The organism is Microbacterium aoyamense, from assembly GCF_023155855.1.
In the GTDB taxonomy this organism is placed as follows: Bacteria; Actinomycetota; Actinomycetes; order Actinomycetales; family Microbacteriaceae; genus Microbacterium; species Microbacterium aoyamense.
Window position 1 is genome coordinate 836900 of the sequence record NZ_JAKNUT010000001.1, and the last position, 22875, is coordinate 859774.

Annotated in this window: 23 protein-coding genes and 1 tRNA gene; 15 read left to right on the forward strand and 9 right to left on the reverse strand. The window is 69.0% G+C overall.

What is annotated here, in order from left to right; all coding sequences use genetic code 11:
* Window positions 1-1050, reverse strand: coding sequence for a LacI family DNA-binding transcriptional regulator (locus MA876_RS04345; protein ID WP_248146397.1), 1050 nt, complete (start codon window positions 1048-1050; stop codon window positions 1-3).
* Window positions 1051-1129: 79 nt separating this feature from the next.
* On the opposite strand from MA876_RS04345, the gene MA876_RS04350 reads away from it, so the two are divergent.
* Genes MA876_RS04350 through MA876_RS04370 form a run of 5 tightly spaced genes read left to right on the forward strand, consistent with a single transcriptional unit; the run spans window position 1130 to window position 7177 of the window.
* Complete coding sequence (locus MA876_RS04350; RefSeq protein ID WP_248146398.1) at window positions 1130-2353, forward strand: MFS transporter; 1224 nt, start codon at window positions 1130-1132, stop codon at window positions 2351-2353.
* A 19-nt stretch (window positions 2354-2372) separates the two neighbouring features.
* Window positions 2373-3080 carry an endonuclease NucS gene (nucS, locus tag MA876_RS04355; protein ID WP_248146399.1) on the forward strand — a complete coding sequence of 236 codons (708 nt, stop codon included), beginning with the start codon at window positions 2373-2375 and terminating at the stop codon, window positions 3078-3080.
* Window positions 3081-3133: 53 nt separating this feature from the next.
* Window positions 3134-3817, forward strand: coding sequence for an HAD hydrolase-like protein (locus MA876_RS04360; protein ID WP_248146400.1), 684 nt, complete (start codon window positions 3134-3136; stop codon window positions 3815-3817).
* Window positions 3810-5078: a hypothetical protein gene (locus MA876_RS04365; RefSeq protein WP_248146402.1), complete on the forward strand. Its 1269-nt coding sequence runs from the start codon at window positions 3810-3812 to the stop codon at window positions 5076-5078. The genes MA876_RS04360 and MA876_RS04365 overlap by 8 nt, the downstream gene beginning before the upstream one ends.
* Window positions 5079-5101: 23 nt before the next feature.
* Window positions 5102-7177: a bifunctional lysylphosphatidylglycerol flippase/synthetase MprF gene (locus MA876_RS04370; protein ID WP_248146404.1), complete on the forward strand. Its 2076-nt coding sequence runs from the start codon at window positions 5102-5104 to the stop codon at window positions 7175-7177.
* 53 nt (window positions 7178-7230) lie between these two features.
* On the opposite strand, the gene MA876_RS04375 is transcribed toward MA876_RS04370, so the two are convergent.
* Window positions 7231-7437: a cold-shock protein gene (locus MA876_RS04375; protein WP_248146406.1), complete on the reverse strand. Its 207-nt coding sequence runs from the start codon at window positions 7435-7437 to the stop codon at window positions 7231-7233.
* 313 nt (window positions 7438-7750) lie between these two features.
* On the opposite strand from MA876_RS04375, the gene MA876_RS18950 reads away from it, so the two are divergent.
* Together MA876_RS18950 and MA876_RS04390 are read left to right on the forward strand one after the other, a co-directional pair.
* Window positions 7751-8389, forward strand: a complete 639-nt coding sequence (locus MA876_RS18950) for a GntR family transcriptional regulator (RefSeq protein WP_275561759.1) — start codon at window positions 7751-7753, stop codon at window positions 8387-8389.
* A gap of 25 nt (window positions 8390-8414) precedes the next feature.
* A complete protein-coding gene (locus tag MA876_RS04390) occupies window positions 8415-8906 on the forward strand; it encodes a GNAT family N-acetyltransferase (RefSeq protein WP_248146408.1) in 492 nt (163 codons plus the stop codon).
* A gap of 21 nt (window positions 8907-8927) precedes the next feature.
* Here the strand turns inward: MA876_RS04390 and MA876_RS04395 are convergent, their stop codons facing one another.
* Window positions 8928-10280, reverse strand: coding sequence for a M23 family metallopeptidase (locus MA876_RS04395; protein ID WP_248146410.1), 1353 nt, complete (start codon window positions 10278-10280; stop codon window positions 8928-8930).
* 162 nt (window positions 10281-10442) lie between these two features.
* Window positions 10443-10526 (reverse strand) — tRNA-Leu (locus MA876_RS04400).
* A 136-nt stretch (window positions 10527-10662) separates the two neighbouring features.
* Between MA876_RS04400 and MA876_RS04405 the strand changes: the two genes are divergently transcribed.
* The 7 genes from MA876_RS04405 to pknB are packed head-to-tail and all read left to right on the forward strand — an operon-like array spanning window position 10663 to window position 19467.
* Window positions 10663-11403 (forward strand): FHA domain-containing protein, encoded by a 741-nt coding sequence (locus MA876_RS04405; protein WP_248146412.1) that lies wholly within the window; start codon window positions 10663-10665, stop codon window positions 11401-11403.
* The gene (locus tag MA876_RS04410) at window positions 11400-11942 is read left to right on the forward strand and encodes an FHA domain-containing protein FhaB/FipA (RefSeq protein WP_248146414.1); all 543 of its coding nucleotides are present in this window, start codon (window positions 11400-11402) and stop codon (window positions 11940-11942) included. The genes MA876_RS04405 and MA876_RS04410 overlap by 4 nt, the downstream gene beginning before the upstream one ends.
* Before the next feature lie 11 nt (window positions 11943-11953).
* A complete protein-coding gene (locus MA876_RS04415; protein WP_248146416.1) occupies window positions 11954-13189 on the forward strand; it encodes a PP2C family protein-serine/threonine phosphatase in 1236 nt (411 codons plus the stop codon).
* Window positions 13186-14571: an FtsW/RodA/SpoVE family cell cycle protein gene (locus tag MA876_RS04420; protein ID WP_248146418.1), complete on the forward strand. Its 1386-nt coding sequence runs from the start codon at window positions 13186-13188 to the stop codon at window positions 14569-14571. Before MA876_RS04415 ends, MA876_RS04420 begins: the two co-directional genes overlap by 4 nt.
* Window positions 14568-16028: a peptidoglycan D,D-transpeptidase FtsI family protein gene (locus MA876_RS04425; RefSeq protein WP_248146421.1), complete on the forward strand. Its 1461-nt coding sequence runs from the start codon at window positions 14568-14570 to the stop codon at window positions 16026-16028. Before MA876_RS04420 ends, MA876_RS04425 begins: the two co-directional genes overlap by 4 nt.
* Window positions 16025-17719, forward strand: a complete 1695-nt coding sequence (locus MA876_RS04430; protein ID WP_248146423.1) for a serine/threonine-protein kinase — start codon at window positions 16025-16027, stop codon at window positions 17717-17719. The genes MA876_RS04425 and MA876_RS04430 overlap by 4 nt, the downstream gene beginning before the upstream one ends.
* A 53-nt stretch (window positions 17720-17772) precedes the next feature.
* Window positions 17773-19467, forward strand: coding sequence for a Stk1 family PASTA domain-containing Ser/Thr kinase (gene pknB, locus MA876_RS04435; RefSeq protein WP_308221635.1), 1695 nt, complete (start codon window positions 17773-17775; stop codon window positions 19465-19467).
* A gap of 3 nt (window positions 19468-19470) precedes the next feature.
* Here pknB and MA876_RS04440 read toward each other — a convergent pair whose 3' ends face one another.
* From MA876_RS04440 to MA876_RS04450, 3 genes are read right to left on the reverse strand one after another with little or no spacing between them, the layout of a single operon-like run.
* On the reverse strand, window positions 19471-20097 hold the full coding sequence (locus MA876_RS04440) for an anthranilate synthase component II (protein ID WP_248146425.1): 627 nt from the start codon (window positions 20095-20097) through the stop codon (window positions 19471-19473).
* Window positions 20094-20249 (reverse strand): hypothetical protein, encoded by a 156-nt coding sequence (locus MA876_RS04445; protein ID WP_248146428.1) that lies wholly within the window; start codon window positions 20247-20249, stop codon window positions 20094-20096. Before MA876_RS04445 ends, MA876_RS04440 begins: the two co-directional genes overlap by 4 nt.
* Window positions 20249-21025 carry a class E sortase gene (locus MA876_RS04450; protein ID WP_248147177.1) on the reverse strand — a complete coding sequence of 259 codons (777 nt, stop codon included), beginning with the start codon at window positions 21023-21025 and terminating at the stop codon, window positions 20249-20251. Before MA876_RS04450 ends, MA876_RS04445 begins: the two co-directional genes overlap by 1 nt.
* Window positions 21026-21091: 66 nt before the next feature.
* Between MA876_RS04450 and MA876_RS04455 the strand changes: the two genes are divergently transcribed.
* The gene (locus MA876_RS04455; protein WP_248146429.1) at window positions 21092-21334 is read left to right on the forward strand and encodes a cell division protein CrgA; all 243 of its coding nucleotides are present in this window, start codon (window positions 21092-21094) and stop codon (window positions 21332-21334) included.
* A gap of 75 nt (window positions 21335-21409) precedes the next feature.
* Here the strand turns inward: MA876_RS04455 and MA876_RS04460 are convergent, their stop codons facing one another.
* Entirely contained in the window at window positions 21410-22288 is an 879-nt protein-coding gene (locus tag MA876_RS04460) for a rhomboid family intramembrane serine protease (protein WP_248146431.1), read from the reverse strand.
* A gap of 15 nt (window positions 22289-22303) precedes the next feature.
* Window positions 22304-22861, reverse strand: a complete 558-nt coding sequence (locus MA876_RS04465; protein ID WP_248146433.1) for a peptidylprolyl isomerase — start codon at window positions 22859-22861, stop codon at window positions 22304-22306.
* Window positions 22862-22875 lie beyond the last annotated feature (14 nt).

Sequence of the window (22875 nt, forward strand, 5' to 3'; positions counted from 1 at the left end):
CTACACGCGCTCCTGAGCGGGGCCGGTCGTATTGCCGAGGCGGAACACGCACGTGAAGCGGACGGATGCGGCATCCGCCCCGTCGAGCATCGCCGCGACCGCCTGGCCCGCCGCACGACCCTTGTCGGCCGCCGGCTGCACGAGCGTCGTGAGGTCGTACGGCGCGAGACCGTCGACCACGATGCCGTCGAAGCCCGTGACGCTGACGTCCTCGGGAACGCGCAGCCCCGCCTCCTCAGCCGCGCGGATGACCCCCGCGGCGAGCAGGTCGCTCTGCGCGATCACCGCTGTCGGGAGCTGCTCGGGATCCGCGAAGATCTCGCGTCCGGCGGCGAGTCCCTCGTCGATGAAGCTGCCGGCGGCGGCGAAGGCCACGGCATCCGGATACACGTCCCGTGCCCCGTCGAGGCGCGCACGCGTCACGTCGATCGTGATGTCGGCATCGCCGATCCAACCGCGTCGCCACCCGGTGCGCACGGGCAGCGTGACGATCGCGACGCGCTCGTGCCCGAGCGAGCGCAGGTGGCTCGCCGCCTGCCGCTGGGCCTCGCGATTGTCCAGCCCGATGCGCGGCACGCCCTCACCGGCATCGCCCTCGATGACGACGACCGGGATGCCGCGGCTGCGCACGACGTCGAGCGACTCGCGCAGCAGCCCGCTGCAGCCGACGAGCACCGCCGCGTCGATCGGGGCGGAGGTGAGCGAGGGCCCGCCGGCGACCGGCTCCTGGTCGCGCAGGAGCAGGAGCCCTGCGCCCAGGGGAGCCACCGCTTCGGTGAGGCCGTCCATCATGAGGGTCTTGACCGGATCGAGGAACGCCGCGCCGAGGTGCTCCTCGAAGACCACGCCGACGATCCCCGACCGCCCCGTGCGCAACGAGGCGGCGCGTGGATCCGGGCCGGTGTACCCGAGGGATGCCGCGGCGTCGAGCACCCGCTTGCGCGTGGCATCCGACACCGGCGTCTTGCCGCTGAAGACCACCGACGCCGTCGACGGCGAGACTCCGGCCTCGCGCGCGACGTCGGAGATGGTGGCCCGGCGCGTGCTCATTGCGCTCGATCGTACCCTGCCGTCGATGCGGTCGTCGAATCGATTCGACCCGCGCCGTCGCCGCAGGTACAGTATCCGGATGGACACCGTGCTGACGCACCCGCAGCTCGTGCGCTGGCGCACCGCGATCTTCGCCATCTTCTTCGCAACCGGCCTCGGCTTCGCGTCGTGGGCGTCGCGTCTGCCCGCCGTCAAGGTCGACCTCGGCATCAACGACTTCGAGGTCGGCATCCTGCTGTTCGTCTCGGGCGCCGCCGCGATCGTGGGCCTGTCGCTCGCCAACGTGATCGTGGTCCGCTGGGGCGCACGTCGCGGCATGTTCGGCACGATCATCGCCTTCTCGGTCGGAGTCATGATCACGGGCCTGGGTGTCGAGTTCCTCGAGTCCTACGTCGTGACGGCGATCGGGCTCGCGATCATGGGCGCGGGGATGAGCGCGACCGACGTCATGATGAACGTCGAGGCGGCTGCCGTCGAGCAGGCGTTCGAGAAGACGCTCATGCCGCTCTTCCACGCCTTCTTCAGCATCGGCACCGTCGTGGGCGCGGGCATCGGCGTCGCGATGACGCTGTGGGGCGTCGGAGTGGCGTGGCACCTGTGGGGCGTCGGCATCCTCGTCCTCATCACGGGCCTCGCTTCCCTGGGCTCCGTGCCGGTCCGCGAGATCGTGCACGACGACCCCGCGACCAAGACCTCGCGACGCGATCGCGTCGCCGAGGCCCTCGCGGTCTGGCGCGACCCGCGCACGTACGCGATAGGCGCGATCATGCTCGGCATGGCCTTCGCCGAGGGCAGCGCGAACGACTGGCTGACGATCGCGATGGTCGACGGTCACGACACGACGCAGGCGACCGGCGCGATCGCGCTGACCGTCTTCTCCGTCGCCATGACGGTCTTCCGGATCCTCGGGGGGCCGCTCGTCGACCGCCTCGGCCGCGTGTGGACGCTGCGCATCCTCTCGATCGCGGCCGGTGTCGGCCTCATCATGTTCATCCTCGCGCCCAACCTGCCGATCGCCTTCATCGGCGTCGCGCTGTGGGGCGCGGGTGCGTCGCTCGGCTTCCCGCTCGGCATGTCGGCCGCCGCCGACGATCCGGCCAAGGCCGCGGCATCCGTCTCCGCCGCCGCCACCATCGGCTACCTCGCGTTCCTCTGCGGCCCTCCCGTTCTCGGGTGGATCAGCCACGAGATCGGCATCCTGCCGACCCTGTGGATCATCGTCGGACTCATCGCGATGTCGGGCCTCGCCTCGGGGGCAGCCAAGCCCATCGCGGGTTCGAAGGTCGGCGCCGGCCACCACTGACCCGGGCTAGGCTCTTCGGGTGCGTCTCGTCATCGCCCGCTGCTCCGTCGATTACACCGGTCGACTCAACGCGCACCTCCCCCTGGCCACGAGGCTCCTCGTGCACAAGGGCGACGGCTCTCTGCTCGTGCACTCCGACGGCGGCTCCTACAAGCCGCTCAACTGGATGTCGCCGCCGTGCACCCTGGCGGTCGAGGCATCCGACGAAGAGGACGTCGTCGAGCAGTGGCGCGTCACGCACACCAAGACGGGCGATGCGCTCGTCGTGAAGCTCTACGAGGTCATCCACGACTCCTCGCACGAACTGGGCGTCGACCCCGGCCTGCAGAAGGACGGTGTCGAGGCCGACCTGCAGCGCCTGCTCGCGGAGCAGGTGGGGGTGGTCGGAGAGGGCCTCACGCTCGTGCGCCGGGAGTTCCCGACCGCGATCGGCCCGGTCGATCTCATGCTGCGCGACGATGCGGTCGCCGAGGTCCCCGGCTCTGGGCGTGGCCATGTCGCCGTCGAAGTGAAGCGCAAGGCCGGCATCGACGCCGTCGAGCAGCTCACCCGCTACCTCGAGCTGCTGAACCGCGATCCGCATCTCCGGCCCGTGCGCGGCATCCTCGCGGCACAGTCCTTCGCCCTGCAGGCACGCACGCTTGCGAGCGATCGGGGTATCGATTGCGTCGTGCTCGACTACGACGCGATGAAGGGCACCGACAGCGGGCGACCGACGCTGTTCTGAGGGATGCCGGGGCGCTGGCGTCATCGCGGTATCCGGTTCCGTAGGGTGGAGGCATGCCCCGCCGCTCTGCATGGACCTGCATCCTGTGGGATGTCGACGGCACGATCGTCGACGCGTCGGACGGCATCCTGCGTCGCCTGACGATCACGCTCGAGCACTTCGGCCGTACGCCGCCGCAGCGCAGCGAGCTCGCGCACTGGATCGGGCCGCCGATGTACGACTCCTTCCAGGTGAACGTCGGCATGACGCCGGAGGAGTCGTCGAACGCGGTCGCTTTCTATCGCGCCCTCGGCAAGCAGGACGGCTACACGACCGGCGCCAAGCTCTTCCCCGGCGTCGCCGGGATCATCGCCGAGGTGGCGGAGTGCGGCATCCCTCAGGCCACGGCGAGTTCGAAGCCCGAGATCCAGGTCGTCGCGCTCATGGAGCACTTCGGTCTCGCGCCGGCGTTCCGTGCCATCGTCGGCGCGACGCCCGACGAGCGGACGCTCGCCACCAAGGCCGACATCGTGGCCGAAGCGCTGCGACAGCTGCAGGCCCAGGGGGTCGATACGTCCCGGCCCGTCCTCGTCGGCGACCGTCACCATGATGTCGAGGGCGGAGCAGTCCACGGCGTCCCGACGATCTTCGTGCGCTGGGGATTCAGCTGGCCGCACGAAGCCGACGGCGCGGCGGCGGCGGTCGACACGCCCGAGGAGCTCCGAGCGCTTCTGCTCGTCGAGGCCGAGGATGACTGAAGCCCTCGGCGCGCTCCTCGGCTGGCTGATCCCGGCCGTCGTCGTGTTCGGAGTCGCCGCGCTCGCGGTGGCCGCGATCGTCTGGGCGGTCCGCCGATCCCGCCGATCGCCCCGCGCGCGCTCCCGTGCCGCGGCGGCGCGCGACCGGGCCGGAGCGGCCCTCGTCCGCCTCGACGATGCCGTGGGCGATCTCGAGATCGAGGTCGGGCTCTCGGGGGCGCTCTACGGGGGAGGTGCCCCGTCCTCTCTCCGCCGCGCGCGCCTGTCGGCGCAGCACGTTCGTGACGAGTCGTTCGACCAGTACCGCGCCATCTCGGTGCCGGACGCCTCATCACCCGACATCGAACGGACCTCCGCACGCATCGAGCAGCGTGCGACCGAGGCGATCGCGGCGATCGCGGGCGCCAAGGTCGAGCACGCGCGCTGGGTCGACGCGAACGTCTCCGCCCCGACGCAGGTCGCGGCGGCACGGGAGCGCCTCGTCGCACTGCGCAGCGCGATGGGCGACCCGGCGGCACTCGTGACGGATCTGTCGTCGCGCTTCGCCGAAGACGAATGGGCCGCGGCCTCACGCTCCGCGCACTCCGCACTCGCCGAGGCCGACGAGGCCGAGCGCCTGCTGCGGGTCGCGGCGGCCGAGTCGACCGATCCGTCCAGATCGGCGCTCTCGTCGCTCGCACAGGCCGAGCGTGCACTCCGGCAGGCCGAGGTCGACGCTCGTCTGCTCGAAGAGCACCACCGCCTCGTGATGCAGGCCGAGGCCGCCGTTCCGGGCGAGTTCACCGCGGCGCGCGCCGCGGTGCGGCAGGCCATGGTCATCCGCGAACAGCTCGACCCCGCGGACGCCGAGCGACTCGGCGCCGATCTGCGCGTCATCGAGTCCGAGCTGTCGGCGGCCGAGACGGATGCCGCGCGTCACCCGACACGCACGGTCGAGGTCATCGTCCGCCTGCGCGACCGCCTCGACATCGCCGTCGGCGACGCGCGCACGGCGCAGCAGCGTCTGCGGGGCGCACGGACGGCACTCCCCGGCACCCTCGCGACCGCACGCTCCGCACTGGCTGCGGCCGAAGCATCCATCGCCCATTCGGGCGCGGGCGCCGACGCGCGCTCACGCATGCTGTCCGCCCAGGAGGAACTCGCGCGCGCACGGCAGGCCGGGGATCCCGTCGAGGCGCTGGACGCCGCACGCCGCGCGATGCGAGACGCCGAGGACGCGAAGGCGCTCGCCGACTTCGATCGGCATTCCCGCGGTCGGTAGTGCGCGCTCGCTATCGTGAAGCCATGAGCGAGCGCGAGACGACATCAACGAAGCCCGTCCTCGCCGTCGTCACGCGCATCCCCGCAACACTGATCTTCATCGCGGTCCTCCTCGTCGTGGGCATCGTGTGGCAGGGTCTGTGGCGTCCGTTCGAAGACAGCTCGACGTTCGATGTCGTCGCCTATGGCCTGCCGGCGCTCAGCGAGGGCCGCTGGTGGACGCCGTTCACGGGCACGTTCTTCGTCAATGAGCCGTGGGTGTACCTGTTCACGATCTCGGGGTTCTGGGGCATGGCGTACCTCGAGTTCCGCCGGGGCTGGCGAATCGCGCTGCTCTACTTCTGGATCGGGCAGCTGTTCGCGATCTTCGCCTCGGCACTGCTGCTCTCGGTGCTCTCCCTCGCGCAGTGGGAGTGGGCACAGGCCGAAGCGCTCGCGCTCGATGTCGGCGCGTCCGGTGGCACGATGGCGTGCATCGCCGCCGCCGTGGGCCTCTTCGTGCCGCCCTGGCGCGTGCGAGGGTGGCTCATCCTGCTCGGCTTCGTGTTCATCGCGATGCTCTTCTGGGGTCAGCTCGCCGACCTCGAGCACCTGCTCGCGGTGCTGCTCATCCTCTTCGTCGATCGATCCCTCCGAATCCAGCGCCAGACGGTCCGCGAGCAGCGGCTCGTCGCACTCATCGCGATCCTCGTGCTCGGCGCGACCCAGATCATCACGATCCTCGTGCCGACCGACGGCCCGTTCGGGCCGACGGAACCCGTCTCGGGCGGCTTCATCGACTTCGCGATCGACACGATCGTGATCCTCCTCATCGCCAACGGGCTGCGCCGCGGGCGCCGGTGGTCGTGGGTCCTCGGCATCATCGTGGCGTCGTTCAACGTGCTCACGGGTGTACTCGTGCTCGTGGCGATCACACTCACGACGGAGCTCCAGGTCGAAGGAGCCATCGACGGCGAGACGGAGCTCGCTCTCGCGAGCGGTTCCCTTTGGCTGCTCATGCTGATCTACCTGATCTGGGTGCGCCGTGCCTTCCGATCGAAGCGCAAGTCGGTGCTCGGCGCCCCGCCGGCGCCGACCGTCGAAGACGTGAAGCAGATGCTGCACGCCGACGGGGGTGGCACCCTCTCGTGGATGACGACGTGGGACGGCAACAGCTATGCGCGTACGACGTCGGGCATCGTCGCGTACCAGAAGCGCGCCCAGGTCGCGCTCGCGCTCGCGGATCCGCTCGGTCCCGCCGACTCGCGCGCCGAGAGCGTCGCGGAGTTCATCCGCATGTCCGAAGCCGCCGGGCTCATCCCGTGCTTCTTCAGCGCGGGAGACGCCACGAAGGATGCCGTGCCCGCCGGCTGGCGGAGCCTCGTCGTCGCCGATGACACGATCGTCGATCTCCCCGGGCTCGAGTTCACCGGCAAAGCATGGTCGGCCGTGCGCACCTCGCTCAATCGCGCGGGGCGCGAAGAGATGACGTTCCGGATGACGCGTCTGGCCGATGAGTCGTGGGGCGTCCAGCAGCAGCTGCGGGCGATCTCGGAGATGTGGGTGGGCGACAAGGGCCTTCCCGAGATGGGGTTCACGCTCGGAACCCTCACCGAGGCCGAGGATTCGGAAGTGCGACTCGCGCTCGCGATCTCGCCGACGGGCGACGTCGACGGATTCCTGTCATGGCTGCCGGTCTACGGCCCCGACGGCGTCGCGCACGGGTGGACGCTCGACCTCATGCGCAGGCGCGAGGGGGGCTTCGGGCCCGTCATGGAATTCCTCATCGGCTCGTCGGCGAAGTTCTTCTCCGAGGAGGGCGCGAAGATCATGTCGCTGTCGGGGGCACCGCTCGCGCACGACTATCCGCCGGATGCCGGGGCCATCGCCGCGCTGTCCGACAAGCTCGCTGAGGTGCTCGAGCCGGTATACGGCTTCGGGTCACTCCATCGCTTCAAGGAGAAGTTCCACCCGAGGTACGAGACGATGTACCTGCTCTTCCGCGACGAGGCCGACCTCACGCGGATCGGCGCGGCGCTCACGCGGGCGTTCCTGCCCGACGCGACGCTGCGTCAGTTCGCCGGCGCGGGGCTGGAACTGGTGCGCGGCGAGCGCGACTGAGCCGCGGCATCCACTCCGCATCGATGCGGGGGGCCGCGGTCAGCGACGCTCGATCAGATCGGGCGGATGTTCTCTGCCTGAAGGCCCTTGGGCCCCTGCGCGATCTCGAACTCGACGCGCTGGTTCTCTTCGAGCGAGCGGTAACCGCTCGCCTCGATGGCGGTGTAGTGCGCGAAGACGTCTGCGCCACCCTCATCGGGAGCGATGAAGCCGAAGCCCTTCTCCGAGTTGAACCACTTGACGGTGCCCTGCGTAGCCATGAATTGCCGTTCCCTGCCTGCCCGCGCCACGTGCGCGAGTCGGGATCCACGCTAACCAAGAACGGGGGAGGGGAGGAAACGTCGCCGACGGATGGTGACCGAAACGTTGCACAGCGCGCACTTCCCATCGGACGCCCGGGCTGAGCCGGAGCTCGAAGCCCGGGCGTCGACGGATCCCCCCGGATAGGCCACGACAAGCGTGACAGGCACACTCTACCGATATATCAGTGCCGCGGCGAGCATATGGCGCCCGAAAACCCCCGATACAGGCGTGTATCCGTGCCGCATTCATCGGCATACAATTACCTCACTCATGGCCACTCCGCTCGTCCCCCTGAATCCGCACGGCACCGTGCTCGGTGACGAGGTCTACCGCGCGCTCGGCGAGGCGATCCTCGACGGAACCCTGCCGCCTGGCGAGCGTCTGCGCGACCAGGAGATGGCCGAGCGACTCGGGGTCTCGCGCACCCCTGTGCGCGAGGCGCTGCAGCGTCTCGAACGCATCGGTCTGGTCGAAGTGTCCCCGCACCGCTACACGCGGGTGTCGGTCGTCAACGACAAGCTCGCGCGCGACACGACGGAGTTCGTGGCACTCACGGTCGGCAACTGCATGCGCATCGCCGTCGACCGCGGCGAAGACGCCGCCCTCGATCTCGCCGTCGACCACCTCTCCGCCGTCATCGACGCATCACGCGCGGACGACAACCTCGCGCTGCTCGAGGCCAGCGCCCTGTTCTTCCAGTACGTCGTCTACGCGACCGACAACGTGGCCTTCCACACGGTGCTCGCCGAAGCCGAGATGGCGATCCGCCGCAACCTTTCGCGGTGGCATCCGTACATCGAGTGCTCCATCACCCGAACGGGTCAGTACGAGCGGATGCGGGATGCGATCGTCGCGCGCGACGGACGGCTGGCGGAGTCGCTCATGCGCGAGATCCACGGCTTCGCCTGACCCGGATTTCGCTACCGTGGTGGCCATGGGTCACATCGAGCTGCGCGACATCGACGACGACGACCTCGACGCCGTCTTCGAGATGATGCGGGATGCCGAGGCCATCGCCCTCGCGTCCTTCACGGCCGACGACCCGAACGACCGCGCCGCATTCGACGCGTGGGCAGCGCGGAATCGTGCCGCCGGCGACGTGCTGTACCTCATCGTCACGGACAACGGGGGTTTCGCCGGCAGCATCGCGGCCTTCACGCTCGACGGCGACCGCGAGGTGTCGTATTGGCTCGCTCGCCACGCGTGGGGCCGCGGGATCGCGACCGAGGCATTGCGGCTGCTCATCTCGCGAGAGCCCGAGCGGCCGCTGTTCGCGCGCGTCGCAGCGCACAACACCGGCTCGATCGCCGTGCTCGAGAAGAACGGATTCACCGAGGTCTCGCGCGACGTCGCGTTCGCCCCGGGTCTGGGTCGCGACACGGAGGAGATCGTCTACGCGCTGCTCCCCGCGCTCGACGGCGCTTAGGCGCGATCCGCAGACCGTCCGCTACAGGGACACACCCCGTGCGGCCATCCATGGGACGGGGTTCGTCGTTCCGCCCCCGGGTGGGTATACCTCGAAGTGCAGGTGGCAGCCGTACGAGTTGCCCGTGTTGCCTTCGGCACCGATGAGCTGGCCCGCGCCGACCCATTGACCTGCCGACACGAAGATGCGGCTGAGATGGCCGTAGCCCGTGCCGACCCCACCACCGTGGCTGATGCGGATGTAGTTGCCGTAGCCGCTGTACGGCCACGCCATCGTGACCGTGCCTGCCGAGGCCGCGTAGATCGCCGATCCGCAGCCTGCCGCCAAATCGGTCCCGAGGTGCCACGAGCTGGAGCAGCCGATGCCGTTCCCGCACTGCGAGTTCCGCGGGCCGTACCCCGAGGTGATCCATCCGCTCGAGGGTCGGGCCCAGCCCGACCCCCCGACCGCGCCTCCGCTGCCGCCACCCCCGTTCCCGCCTCCAGCCGCCGCCTCGGCTTGCTCACGGGCCTTTCGTTCGGCCTCTTCGCGGGCGAGTCGCTCCGCCTCCTTGCGCATGCGTTCGCCCTCTTCGTACGAGGCGACGGTCTTGGCCGTCGTGTCGGTGAGTGCGGCGAGCTGCGCTTGGAGCTGACCGAGGTAGGTCTGCTGCGCCTCGAGCGCGGCCTGAGCTTCTTCGGCGGCCTTCTGCGCGGCGATCATCGCCTGTTCGGCGACCTTCTGCAGGCGGTCGCGCTCGACCCGCTGCGCCTCTGCCTGGTCGGTGAGGCCCTGCGCGGCGTCCCGGGCCGTGATGGCGTCGGTGTAGACGTCGTTGTTGCGCGAGATGAGCCGGTCCATCGTCCCCAGGCGTGCGAGGAGATCGTCGGCGTCGACCGAGGAGTCGGTGAAGAACAGCTTGAGGGAGGTGTCGTCGCCGCCGTCTCGGTACACCTGCGCAGCGAGGCGACCCGCCTTGTCCGCGGCGTCCTTCGCGGTCTCGGCCTGCGCATCGGCGGCCGCCTGCAGCTGCTCGGCGCGGAAGGCCGCTTCGAAATAGGCCTGCTGTGCGACGTAGAAGGCGTCGGCGGTCTGCTCGGCGATGAGGTTCTTCGCGGCGACGTCGTCCGTCAGCGCGGAGATGAGCCCCCGGATCCGGGTGACCTGGGCGGCCTTGGCGGCTTGGTTCGCCTTGGCCCTCTTCACTTCCTCCCAGGAGGGATAGGTCGCCGCGAACGCCGGCGCGATCGCGGGGCCCGCAAGGCCTCCGACGACGGCGAGTCCGAGCACACCGAGGCCGATCGCCGAGCGCCGGTTCACGGCGGGCCAGAGTATGCGGCGCTCGCGCGCCGTCGGCGCACAGCCGCAGTCGTCTGTCGTCGGCTGGTGGTCCATCGAGAACTCCTGATGGTGAATCCGGATCGGGCGCCGAACTCGGCCAGCCGTACTATCGCGACCTCGGCGCCACGTGGTAACCCAGCCCGCCCGGACTCGTTCGCGGCGACACCTCCCGGGATGAACGAAGAAGGCCCCCTTTCGGGAGCCTTCTTCGTTCAGTGCGCGAGGGGGGACTTGAACCCCCACGCCCTTGCGGGCACTGGCACCTGAAGCCAGCGCGTCTACCTATTCCGCCACTCGCGCATGAGCCCGGGCACGCCGAACTCAACCTCCCGAGGATATCACGGGAGAATCGGTCGCCCGATCGCGGCGGATTCCGTCGACTGCCAGGCTGTGCAACTAGCATGTACCCACCTGGCCCCCCTGCATGAGGAGCTCCGTGGGACTACTTGACAGCTTCGAGAAGGGTCTCGAGCGCGCCGTCAACAGCGCGTTCGCGAAGACCTTCCGCAGCGGCATCCAGCCCGTCGAAGTCGCGTCCGCCCTGCGGAGCGAGCTCGACAAGAAGGCCGCGGTCGTCACGCGCGACCGCATCCTCGCGCCGAACGCCTTCACGGTGCACCTCGCACCGACCGACGCCGAGAAGATGACTGCGCTCGGGGCGCCGCTCGACGAGGAGCTGCACACCCTCGTGCAGAAGCACGCGAAGAAGCAGGGCTACTCGTTCGCGGGACCGGTCTCCATCGCCCTCGAGAGCGATGACCAGCAGGCCACCGGCACGATCCGGGTCGACTCGACGACCGCCGAAGGCCGGGTGTCCTGGCGCGGGGTCGTCGACGTCGAGGGGCGCCGGCATCCACTCGTCAAATCACGCACCGTGATCGGTCGCGGCAGCGATGCCGACATCACGATCTCGGACGCCGGCACGAGCCGCAAGCACGTCGAGATCCTGTGGGACGGCGAGCGCGCGATGGTCCGCGACATGAACTCCACGAACGGCACGCAGCTGAACGGCCGCAAGGTCACCGAGGCGGCACTCCCCCCTGATTCGACCGTCACGATCGGGCGCACCGACATCGTCTTCCGCGTCGTGGCGCAATCGGCGCCTCCGAAGCCCACGCGACCCGCCGCAGACGTCACGCGCGCGTTCGATCTTCGAGACCAGGGGCCGCTGGCGTGAGCGAACTGACCCTGCTGCTGCTGCGCATCGGCTTCCTGCTGCTGCTGTGGTTCTTCGTCTTCGCCGTCGTGTACTCGCTGCGCGCCGACCTGTTCGGCGTGAAGGTGCGCAAGATGCCGGATGCCGCGCCCGCCGCCGCGCCGCCCGCCCCGGTGTCCGCTCCGGCGAGTCCGACCCGCGGCGCCACGGCGCCCGTCGCCCCCGCGGCGACGCCGCCCAAGGGCTCATCGGGACCGGCGACGACGGACGCCGTCTCGCGGATCGTGATCACGAGCGGACCAAAGGCGGGTCTCGAGCTGCCGCTCGGCACCGAACCGCTCACGATCGGACGCTCGAGCGAGTCGGGACTCGTGATCCGCGACGACTACACCTCGAGCCACCACGCCCGGCTCGTGCTGTGGGGCGATCAGTGGATGCTGCAGGACCTCGACTCGACGAACGGCACCTGGCATGACGGCGTGCGCGTCGCGGCTCCCGTGCCCGTGGGCGTCGGAACCCCCATCAAGGTCGGCGCCACGACGTTCGAGCTGCGGAAGTAGCCCCCGCGCGCATGGTCTTCCAAGGGTCGAGCACCGCGATCTCGCACACGGGCAAGGTGCGGTCGAACAATCAGGACTCCGGGTTCGCCGGTTCGAATCTGTTCGTCGTCGCGGACGGCATGGGCGGACACGCGGGCGGGGACGTGGCATCCAGCCTCGCCGTCGCACGTCTCGAATCGCTCGATCACCCGTACTCGTCGCCGCCCGAGGCGGAACGCGCGCTGCGCGACGCGATCACCGACGCCGCCGGCGAGCTGAGCGACACGGTGCGCGTGCGCCCCGAGCTCGCGGGCATGGGCACGACGGTCTCGGCCCTCGTGATGGTCGACGACTACGCCGTGATCGCGCATATCGGCGACTCGCGGATCTACCTCTTCCGCGACGACGCCCTCACGCAGATCACGACCGATCACACGTTCGTGCAGCGACTCGTCGACTCGGGCCGGATCACGCCTGAAGAGGCGCGGTTCCATCCGCGTCGCTCCGTGCTGATGCGCGTGCTCGGCGACATGGACACCGATCCCGAAGTCGACACTTTCATCATGCCGACGCAGGCCGGCGACCGCTGGCTGCTGTGCTCCGACGGACTGTCGGGCGTCGTCGACGATCCGCACACTGCGAAGACCCTCGCGGCCGGCCTCGCTCCGGGACGCACGGCCGACAGCCTCCTGAAGCAGGCGCTGGATGCCGGAGCCCCCGACAACGTCACGATCGTCCTGGTCGATGTGGGCGGTCAGCATCCGATCTTCTCGGGCACCCCGACGATCGTCGGCTCGGCGTCCAACCCGCTGGGCATCGAGGTTCCCGCGGCTCGGCCCGGACGTACGAGCTGGCTGCACCCGAACCGCCAGGCGGCGAACGAGCCGACCCACTTCGAACCGGCCGCCGAGTTCCTCGAGGAGCTCATCGAGGAGGACCGCCGTCGTGCGCGCCGGCGTCGCGCCGGCTGGATCGTCGGTCTCGTCTTGGTGCTGGGCCTGCTGGCCGCCGGCTTCTTCACGGCCTATTCCTGGACGCAGGGTCGCTACTTCGTCGGAGCGGATGAGGACTCCGTCGTGATCTACCGGGGCATCGCGCAGGACCTCGGGCCGATCTCGATGTCGACCGTGTACGAGGACACCGGCATCCGTCTCGACGATCTGTCCGAGTTCACACGGGACCGCGTCGTCCAGACGATCCCCGCCGGTGACCTCGACGGCGCGCGTCGGATCATCGAGTCCATCTCGCTCGCGGGGGGTGCACCGTGACCTCTTCGGCGACCGAATCGATCTCGACCGACACCGCGGTCATCCGCGCACTCCGTCGCATCCGCGTCCCGCAGACGCAGCGCAACCGTGAGCTCGCACTCCTCGTCTTCGCGTTCGTCATCAACGGCGGCGCGATCGCGCTCGTGCAGCTGGGCGCGACGGGCGCCCTGGATGCGACCTTCCTGTACTACTGCGGAGGCCTCACCGCTCTCGTGGTCGCGATCCACATCGTGCTGCGCATCTCGGCGCGCGACGCCGATCCGTTCGTGCTGCCGATCGCGACTCTGCTGACCGGGCTCGGTCTCGCGATGATCTATCGCCTCGATCTGCACTGGGACCGCCACGGGTGGGACGCCTTCTCGACGAGACAGCTCGCGTGGTCCGCGATCGCACTCGTCCTGGCGATCGCCGTCATCGTGCTGCTCAAGAACTATCGCGTGCTGTTCCGGTACACGTACATCTTCGGGCTCGTCGGCATCGTGCTGCTCCTGCTGCCGATCGTCCCGGGCCTGAGCGGCGGCGGAAACGCCGACGTGTGGGTGGACCTGGGCATCTTCACCTTCCAGCCGGGCGAGCTCGCCAAGCTGGCCCTGGCGATCTTCTTCGCGGGCTACCTCGTGCGCACGCGTGAGAGCCTGACGGCGGTCGGCACGCGGTTCCTCGGGCTCACGTGGCCGCGCGCCCGCGAACTCGGACCGCTCCTGGTCGTCTGGCTCGTCTCGCTCGGCATCATCGTCCTGCAGCGCGACCTCGGCACGGGCCTGCTGATCTTCGGCATGTTCGTCGCGATGCTCTACGTCGCGACCGGCAAGACCAGCTGGGTGCTCATCGGCGTCGTGCTGGCCGCGGGTGGGGCGTTCCTCGCGTCGCGGGTGCTTCCGTACGTCGGAGCGCGGTTCACGAACTGGCTGGATGCCTTCAATCCCGACCTCATCGACGGCAGCAGCTACCAGCTCGTCAACGGCATCTTCGGCCTCGCGCAGGGCGGCCTCATCGGGACGGGTCTCGGTCAGGGGCGTCCTTGGCTCACGCCCGTCGCCGAAAGCGACTACATCTTCCCGAGCCTCGGCGAAGAGCTCGGACTCGTGGGCGTCTTCGCCATCCTGTGCCTGTACATGGTGTTCACGAGCCGCGGCATCCGCATCGGACTCGCGGGGCAGGACGACTTCGGCAAGCTGCTCGCCGTCGGTCTGTCGTTCACGATCGCGCTCCAGGTCTTCATCATGGTCGGCGGTGTCACGCGCCTCATCCCGCTCACGGGACTCACGACGCCGTTCCTCGCGGCGGGCGGTTCGTCGCTCGTCGCGAACTGGATCATCGTCGCGCTCCTGCTGCGCATCTCGGACGCCGTCCGCTCCCGACCGAGGGTGGTGATCGGGTGACGAAAGAACTCCGCCGCCTCAGCATCCTGATGCTGGTGATGTTCCTCGCGCTGTTCGGCGCGACGAGCTGGATCCAGGCGGTCCAGGCCGAGGCCCTCTCGGTCAACTCCGCCAACAAGCGCGCCCTGTACGACTCGTACGAAGTGCAGCGCGGCTCGATCATCGCGAGCGGCTCGGCGATCGCGACGTCGGTCCCCACGACGGATCTCTACAGCTGGCAGCGCGTCTACACGGACCCCGACATGTGGGCGCCCGTGACGGGCTACTTCAATCCCGTCCTCGGGTCGCGGACGGGGATCGAGCAGGCCATGAACCCCGTGCTCAGCGGAACGGGCGGTTCGCAGTTCTTCTCGCGCATCGAACGGATCGTCTCGGGTCAGCCGCCGCGCGGGTCCAACGTCGTGCTGTCGCTGGATGCCGCGGCCCAGCGCGCAGCCTACGAAGCGCTCGGCGACCTGCAGGGCGGTGTCATCGCGATCGAGCCCTCGACGGGTCGCATCCTCGCGATGGTCACGAGCCCGAGCTTCGACACCAACCTGCTCGCTTCGCACAACCCGAACGACGTCAACGCGGTCTACGACCAGCTCGAGGCCGACCCCGGCAAGCCGCTGTCGAACCGCGCCATCGCCGGCGACCTCAATCCGCCCGGGTCGACATTCAAGCTCGTCGTGGCATCCGCCGCCCTCGCCTCCGGCGACTACACCCCGCAGTCGACGCTCCCGAATCCCGCCGTGTACCAGCTCCCGCAGTCGAGCAACCGGGTGTTCAACGCCTCGGGCGGAACGTGCGGTCCCGGCGAGACCGTCACGATCGCCGACGCGCTGCGCCTGAGCTGCAACATCCCGTTCGCCGAGCTCGCGGTCGAACTCGGCGACGAGGCGATCCGCGAAGAGGCGGACAAGTACGGATTCAATCAGTCGTTCACGATGCCGCTCACCTCCACCGCCTCGGGCTACCCGCGCACGATCCTCGACGACGCGCAGACGGCTCTCTCGGGCTTCGGGCAAGGACAGGTCACCGCGACGCCCCTGCAGATGGCGATGGTGTCGGCCGGTATCGCCAACGAAGGGATCGTGATGAATCCGATGATGGTGGACCAAGTGATCGGCCCGGATCTCCTGGTGCAGCAGACGTTCGACCCGACCGAGTTCGGCCGTGCGATCGACGACGACATCGCGGCTGAGCTCGTCGCGATGATGGTCGCCAATGTCAGTGACGGCGCGGCGTCGGGTGCAAGAATAGACGGGGTCGACGTGGCCGGTAAGACGGGCACCGCAGAGAACGGTGACGACCAGCCGTACTCACTGTGGTTCACGGGGTTCGCGCCGGCTGACGACCCACAGGTGGCCGTGGCCGTGGTCGTCGAAGACGGCGGCGGCAGGGGTCAATCGGGCAGCGGCAATGCGATCGCCGCGCCCATCGCGAAGAAGGTCATGGAGGCGGTGCTGGGACGATGAGACCGACACAGGGTGTGACCTTCGGGGGTCGTTACGAACTCGACTCGCGCATCGCCATCGGCGGTATGGGCGAAGTCTGGGAGGCGACCGACCACGTCATCGGACGAACCGTCGCCATCAAGATCCTCAAAGACGAGTACATGGGCGACCCCGGCTTCCTCGAGCGCTTCCGCGCCGAGGCGCGCCACGCCGCACTCGTCAACCACGAGGGCATCGCGAGCGTCTTCGACTACGGCGAAGAGGCCGGCAGTGCGTTCCTCGTGATGGAACTCGTCCCCGGCGAGGCGCTGTCGACGATCCTCGAACGCGACGGCGCACTCTCGACCGACAAGACGCTCGACATCGTGGCCCAGACGTCGGCCGCGCTGCAGGCTGCGCACGCCGCGGGCCTCGTCCACCGCGACATCAAGCCCGGAAACCTCCTGATCACGCCCGACGGGCGCGTCAAGATCACCGACTTCGGCATCGCGCGGATCGCGGACCAGGTGCCGCTCACGGCGACCGGCCAGGTCATGGGCACGGTGCAGTACCTGTCGCCCGAGCAGGCGTCCGGGCACCCGGCATCCCCCGCGACCGACACGTACTCGCTCGGCATCGTCGCCTACGAGTGCCTCGCGGGAAAGCGGCCCTTCACGGGCGAGTCGCAGGTCGCGATCGCGATGGCGCAGATCAACGAACAGCCCCCGCCGCTCCCGCCGACCGTCGCCGTGCCGGTGCAGAACCTCGTGATGGCGATGATCGCCAAGAAGCCCGAGGATCGCCCCGCATCGGCGGCAGCCGTCGCGCGCGCCGCGACGGCTCTGCGCCGTGGCGATCTCGCGGCGGCAGCGGCGGCCGTCCCCGCGATCGCCACAGGCGTCGCCGTCGGTGACGACATGACGCAGCTCCTCGGAGCCGGATCCGATACGTCCGCCGCGACGCGACTGCTTCCGGCACCCGACGCCGAAGAGCCCGTCGAGCCCGAGAAGAAGAAGCGCAGCCCGTGGACGTGGCCGCTCATCGCGCTCATCGCCCTGCTGCTCATCGTCCTCGGCGGCACGATCTGGGCGCTCGTCGCGAACCAGGGCGGCGAGCCCGAGCCCACGGGCTCCGGGTCGTCATCGACCTCCGCGCCGCCGTCTCCGTCTCCGACCGAGTCGACACCGGAGCCGACACCCACCACCGTCGACGTCAACGCGCTGGGCCTCATGGGCATGGTGTGCGACGACGCCCGCAACGTGGCTCTGGGAGCAGGCATGCAGACCGTGACGTGCGTCGCTGGTCAGTCCGCCAACACGGCAGACGAAGAGAACAAGGTCTACTCGGTCGAGCCGGGTGGGAACGTTCCGAAGGATCGCGAACTCGTCCTGACGTACTACACCGCTCAGACCCCGATGCCCACGCCCGGTGCCTTGACGACGACGACGACGACCTTCACGGTGGGAACGCCCTTCACGGTCAACTGGACGGCGTATCCGTGCCCTGCGGGGACCGGATCGCCGAGTGTCTACGCACTGACGGCCAGCAACGGCGCCACGATCACCGGTGGACCGAACTTCGGGCAGGATGTGCGCAATGCCGAGATCACGCCGACCGCCGAGGGAACCGTGATCGTGAAGTACACGGTGACGTGCACCGGTGGTTCGTCGGGGGAGCGCGTGTCGGGCGAGTCGCCCGAGCTCATTGCGAACGTCGGTCCTGCAGCCCCCTGATCGGCCCCGGGCCGAGTCTCGACTAGTCTGGGCTACGAGTTCAGGGGAGTGATGTGTCAGTTCAGCCGCGCGTGCTTTCGGGGCGCTATCGCGTCGATGAGATCATCGGCCGCGGCGGCATGGCGACCGTCTATCGCGGCTACGACCTGACTCTCGGCCGCGACGTCGCGGTCAAGATCCTCGACAAAGACCTCGCGACCGACAACGCCTTCCGCACCCGGTTCCGTCTCGAGGCGCAGGCCGCGTCGCGCATGGCGCATCCGACGATCGTGCGCGTGTACGACGCGGGTGAGGATGCCGAAACCCAGTCCGACGGGTCGGTCCGCCCCGTGCCCTATATCGTCATGGAGCTCGTGACGGGCCGGACGCTGAAGGACATCATCTCGGATGGCCCGGTTTCGGCCGAGAACGCCGTGCGCTATGTCGACGGCATCCTCGAAGCTCTCGAGTACTCGCACCGCGCCGGCGTCGTGCACCGCGACATCAAGCCCGGAAACGTGATGGTCACCGCCGCGGGTCAGACCAAGGTCATGGACTTCGGCATCGCGCGCGCGGTGTCCGACAGCTCGTCGACGGTCGCCGAGACGACCGCGATCCTGGGTACGGCGGCCTACTTCTCGCCCGAGCAGGCGAAGGGCGAGCCGGTCGACGCGCGCGCCGATCTGTACTCGGCGGGTGTCGTGCTGTACGAGTTGCTCGCGGGCCGCACGCCCTTCCGAGGCGAAACCCCCGTCGCGGTCGCGTACCAGCACGTCAGCGAGGCACCGCTGCCTCCGTCCGAGGTCAACGAATCCGTTCCGCGTGCGCTCGATGCGGTCGCGCTGCGCGCGCTCGCGAAGGACCCGTTCCAGCGGTTCCAGGATGCCGCGTCCTTCCGTGAGGCGCTCGACGCGACGGTCGACGGCAAGGCCCCGTCGAAGCGCGCGGTCGGTGCCCTCACGAGCGAGCTGTACGGTCCGAACCCCCGCCAGGCGGCCGAGACGGCGCGATCGCTGCGGCAGCTGAGCACCGACACGACCATGAAGCGCACGCAGGCCGGCCCGCCGGTGGCGTGGATCTGGTCCGGTGTCGCGCTGATCGCCGTCCTGCTGATCGCCGTCGTGTTCTGGGTCGTGTCGATCCAGCCGCGCGACGAGGTGCCCTCGGTGTCGCGCATCATCCCGGACCTTAGCGGAATGACGTACGAGCGCGCCGCACAGGAGCTCGGGGAGCTGGATCTCGCGGCGATCCGCGAGGACGAAGCCAACGGAGATGTCGCGCCGGGCAACGTCATCCGCACGAATCCCGAAGCCGGTGAAGCCGTGGACATCGGCTATGAAGTCCGCGTCTACGTGTCGACAGGGCAGGAGCTGGCGACGGTCCCGACGCTCGAGGGACTGGGTCAGGATGCCGCCTCCCAAGCGCTCACCGATGCAGGTCTCGTGCTCGGGACGACTCGGCAGGTCAACGACCCCGACCTCCAGCCGGGCGTCGTGGTCTCGGCCGATCAGACCGCCGGGGCGGAGATCCCGGCCGGCACCGCGGTCAACCTCGTCGTGGCATCGGGCCGGGTGACGATCAACGACGTCGCCGGGTACACCGTCGAAGCCGCCCAGCGCCAACTCGAGGATCTGGGTCTCGTCGTCACGACGCAGGAAGACACGACGTGCGTCGGTGACTCACCGCCCACGGTGCAGTCGCAATCGCTCCCGCCGGGCGACGTGCCCATCCATTCCGCGATCACGCTGTCCTACTGCTCCGGCACGTGATCTTCAGCGGCGCGGACTCAGCAGCGCACCGCGGCCGGCGGCATCCCGGAATCCCACGCTCTCCAGCCAGTTGCCCAGCAGACGGTGGCCGCCCTCGGTGAGGACGCTCTCGGGGTGGAACTGGACACCCGCGATCGGCGCCGCACGGTGTGCGACGCCCATGATCACGCCGGAGTCGGTGCGGCTCGTGACGATCAGTTCGTCAGGCAGGCTCTCCGGGACGATCGCGAGGGAGTGGTAGCGCGTCGCGACGAACGGGTCCGGGAGCCCCGCGTAGAGCGGGCTCGCATCGTGGTGCACGAGCGACGTCATCCCGTGCATGAGCTCCGGCGCGTGAGCGACGGTCGCGCCGAATGCCTCGGCGATCGCCTGGTGTCCGAGGCAGACGCCGAGGAGCGGGATGCCGCGGACCGCCGCCGCGCACACGACCTCGATCGATGCACCCGCGTCCGAGGGGGCCCCGGGACCGGGTGAGACGAGGATTCCGCGGCGACCGTCGAGCGCAGTGTCGACGTCGGTCAGAGCGTCCGCCTCGACGAGATCGGTATCGGCGCCGAGTTCGTGGAGGTATCCGACGAGGGTGTGGACGAAGCTGTCGTGGTTGTCGACGACGAGGATGGGCGCGGTCACTCGACCGTGACCTCTTGCGGGTTGATGAACTGGCTCGCCCAAGGGAATGCGTAGAAGATCAGCCCGTAGAGCACTGCGGCGACGAGGACGATGAGGATCAGGATGCGCAGCCATACCGGCCCGGGAAGAATCCGCCACAGCGCTGCGTACATCAGGCGGCTCCGCTCAGGGACGAGGGCGGACCGTCGCTGCGGGGTGTGAAGGAATCGAACACGCCGTACGCCACGATCCGCTCGGTCATCGAATACATCGGACTGCAGCTCGTCAGCGTGATGTACTGCATACCGGCCGGCACGTCGGGCGCCTGGGGGACGGGCAGCAGGACGTCGACCTGATCGGGCCGTACGTACTCGAGCGTGCGGAATCGGTACGTGTACCAGCCGTCGGGGGTCTCGACGACGAGGGGGTCGCCGACCTGCAACTCGGCGATGCGGTTGAAGGGCTTTCCCCACGTCGTGCGATGCGCGGCGAGCGCGAAGTTGCCGACCTCGCCCGGCATCGCTGCGCCCGGGTAATGTCCGATGCCGATCGAGTCGAGCGTGCGCTCCCGCGAGACGCCCCCGGCGATCTCGACGGCGTAGTCCTCGCCGAACCGCGGAATCCTCATGATCCCGAACCGCTCCGCGTCAGCGGGCTGAGGCAGGATGACGGGCGCGACCTCGACCGACTCCTCCGGCGGCGTAGCGGTCTGCGACGGATCGGGTACGGGCGCCTCGTACTCCTGCGCCCACGTCTCGGACAGCTGCTGCCCCGTCGCATTGCGCTCGGCGGCATAGATCCAGTCGCCGACCCACAGCTGCCAGACCACGTAGAGCAACGCGATGACACCCGCCGTGATCAGGACCTCGCCGATGACGCCGACGACCGACGTCCGTCGGCGCGGACGCGCGACAGCGCTCAGCGGCGCGGGCTCCGCACCGACCCCCATCGATGGCTCCACGGATGAAGCCTAGCGATCACTGCTGGGACACGCCTGGCAGTTAGAATGCTCTACATGGCACGACCCGGCAAAGACGACGACTCGCTGATCGAACGCGCAGAAGGCGAGGCCGCTCCCAACCCGGTGTGGTTCAAGCCCATCATGATCGGGCTCATGCTCGTCGGCCTGGTGTGGGTGCTCGTCTTCTACTTGAGCGGGAGTCTGCAGCTCCCGATCCCCGGCATCGGTGCGTGGAACCTCGCGATCGGCTTCGGCATCGCTTTCATCGGTTTCCTCATGACCACCCGCTGGCGCTAGCCGCGGCATCCATCCCCGCGAGGAATTACACGGGTGTCATTCATCCCCAGCTGTGGATGAACCTGTGGATAACTCCTAGGCGTATACGAACGCCGGGATGATCAGCAGGGCGACCAGCCCGACCCCGATCGCGACGAGAAGACCGATCTGCGCCGTTCTCTGTCGCGGCGAGCGCGTCCGCACGTAGACGAACCCCACGATCAGACCCACCACGAGACCGCCCACGTGCGCCTGCCATGAGACGCCCATTCCGGGGATGAAGCCGATCGCGAGGTTGATCGCGAGGATGATCGCGATCCCGGCGATATTGGCACCGATGTGCCGCCCGATCACGATGAGTGCACCGAACAGGCCGAAGATGGCTCCGGATGCCCCGACCACCCATTGCGACGGGGCGAGCAGCGCGACCCCGACCGACCCGCCGGCAGCGCTCAGTAGGTAGAGCGCGATGAATCTCCCCCGGCCGAGGAGTGGTTCGAGGCTCCGGCCGATCATCCACAGCGCGAGCATGTTCAGGCCCAGGTGCCAGAAGCTCCCGTGCGTGAGCGCGACGGTGAGGATGCGCCAGGGCTCGAACACCCCCGTCAGATGCGGGAAGACGACATAGGTCGCGTTGAACGCGAGCGCCTGGCCGACCTGGTCACCGAATCCCGGGATGAACGTCACGATGTACGCGAGGACCGTCGCCGCGATGATGACGTAGGTCGCGAGCGGCCTCGTGTCGACGGCGGTCACCGACCTCGTCGCCCACCGCCGTTCGGCCTTGCGCTGCACGGGAGTCTGCGCGGCGCGCTGCTCCTTCATGCACTCCGGGCAGATGACGCCCACCGCGGCCTGCGTCTGACACTCGGGACACACCGTGCGTCCGCACCGCTGGCAGAGCACGAAGCTCTGGCGATCAGGATGCCGGTAGCAGAAGTTGTCGCGGTTGCGCAGGAACGCGTCGGACGTCACGAGTAGTGCTGGCGATCAGACGGTGACGATGTCGACCGACTGCAGCACGACGGGCTCGATCGGGCGATCACCCGCGGCCGTCGGAACCGCGCCGAGCGCGTCGACGACGGCCTTCGACGCGTCGTCGGCCACTTCGCCGAAGATCGTGTGCTTGCCCTGAAGCCAGGGGGTCGGGTCGGTCGTGATGAAGAACTGCGAACCGTTGGTGCCCTCGGGCTGACCCGTGATCGCATTGCGACGCAGACCGGCGTTCGCCATCGCGAGCTTGTACGGGTCGTTGAAGTTCAGCTCGCCGTTGATCTCGTCGTTGAACGTGTACCCGGGACCACCGGTGCCCTGACCGAGCGGGTCGCCGCCCTGGATCATGAAGTTCGGGATGATGCGGTGGAAGATGACGTCCTTGTAGAGCGGACCTTCGCCCGGCTTGCCGGTCGCCGGGTCGGTCCAGGCTCCGGTGCCGTCGGCGAGGCCGATGAAGTTCTGCACGGTGCGCGGGGCGTGGTCCCCGAACAGGTTGACGACGATGTCGCCGTGGTTGGTGTGGAAAGTTGCGACGGCGGTGTGCTGGGGCATGTGTACATTCTCGC

What these genes read in the sequence shown, in the direction of transcription:
- MA876_RS04345 (WP_248146397.1), bottom strand. Translation starts at nt 1,050, where the DNA reads ATGAGCACGCGCCGGGCCACCATCTCCGACGTCGCGCGCGAGGCCGGA.
- MA876_RS04350 (WP_248146398.1), top strand. Translation starts at nt 1,130, where the DNA reads ATGGACACCGTGCTGACGCACCCGCAGCTCGTGCGCTGGCGCACCGCG.
- MA876_RS04360 (WP_248146400.1), top strand. Translation starts at nt 3,134, where the DNA reads ATGCCCCGCCGCTCTGCATGGACCTGCATCCTGTGGGATGTCGACGGC.
- MA876_RS04365 (WP_248146402.1), top strand. Translation starts at nt 3,810, where the DNA reads ATGACTGAAGCCCTCGGCGCGCTCCTCGGCTGGCTGATCCCGGCCGTC.
- MA876_RS04370 (WP_248146404.1), top strand. Translation starts at nt 5,102, where the DNA reads ATGAGCGAGCGCGAGACGACATCAACGAAGCCCGTCCTCGCCGTCGTC.
- MA876_RS04375 (WP_248146406.1), bottom strand. Translation starts at nt 7,437, where the DNA reads ATGGCTACGCAGGGCACCGTCAAGTGGTTCAACTCGGAGAAGGGCTTC.
- MA876_RS18950 (WP_275561759.1), top strand. Translation starts at nt 7,751, where the DNA reads ATGGCCACTCCGCTCGTCCCCCTGAATCCGCACGGCACCGTGCTCGGT.
- MA876_RS04390 (WP_248146408.1), top strand. Translation starts at nt 8,415, where the DNA reads ATGGGTCACATCGAGCTGCGCGACATCGACGACGACGACCTCGACGCC.
- MA876_RS04395 (WP_248146410.1), bottom strand. Translation starts at nt 10,280, where the DNA reads ATGGACCACCAGCCGACGACAGACGACTGCGGCTGTGCGCCGACGGCG.
- MA876_RS04415 (WP_248146416.1), top strand. Translation starts at nt 11,954, where the DNA reads ATGGTCTTCCAAGGGTCGAGCACCGCGATCTCGCACACGGGCAAGGTG.
- MA876_RS04430 (WP_248146423.1), top strand. Translation starts at nt 16,025, where the DNA reads ATGAGACCGACACAGGGTGTGACCTTCGGGGGTCGTTACGAACTCGAC.
- MA876_RS04445 (WP_248146428.1), bottom strand. Translation starts at nt 20,249, where the DNA reads ATGTACGCAGCGCTGTGGCGGATTCTTCCCGGGCCGGTATGGCTGCGC.
- MA876_RS04450 (WP_248147177.1), bottom strand. Translation starts at nt 21,025, where the DNA reads ATGGGGGTCGGTGCGGAGCCCGCGCCGCTGAGCGCTGTCGCGCGTCCG.
- MA876_RS04455 (WP_248146429.1), top strand. Translation starts at nt 21,092, where the DNA reads ATGGCACGACCCGGCAAAGACGACGACTCGCTGATCGAACGCGCAGAA.
- MA876_RS04465 (WP_248146433.1), bottom strand. Translation starts at nt 22,861, where the DNA reads ATGCCCCAGCACACCGCCGTCGCAACTTTCCACACCAACCACGGCGAC.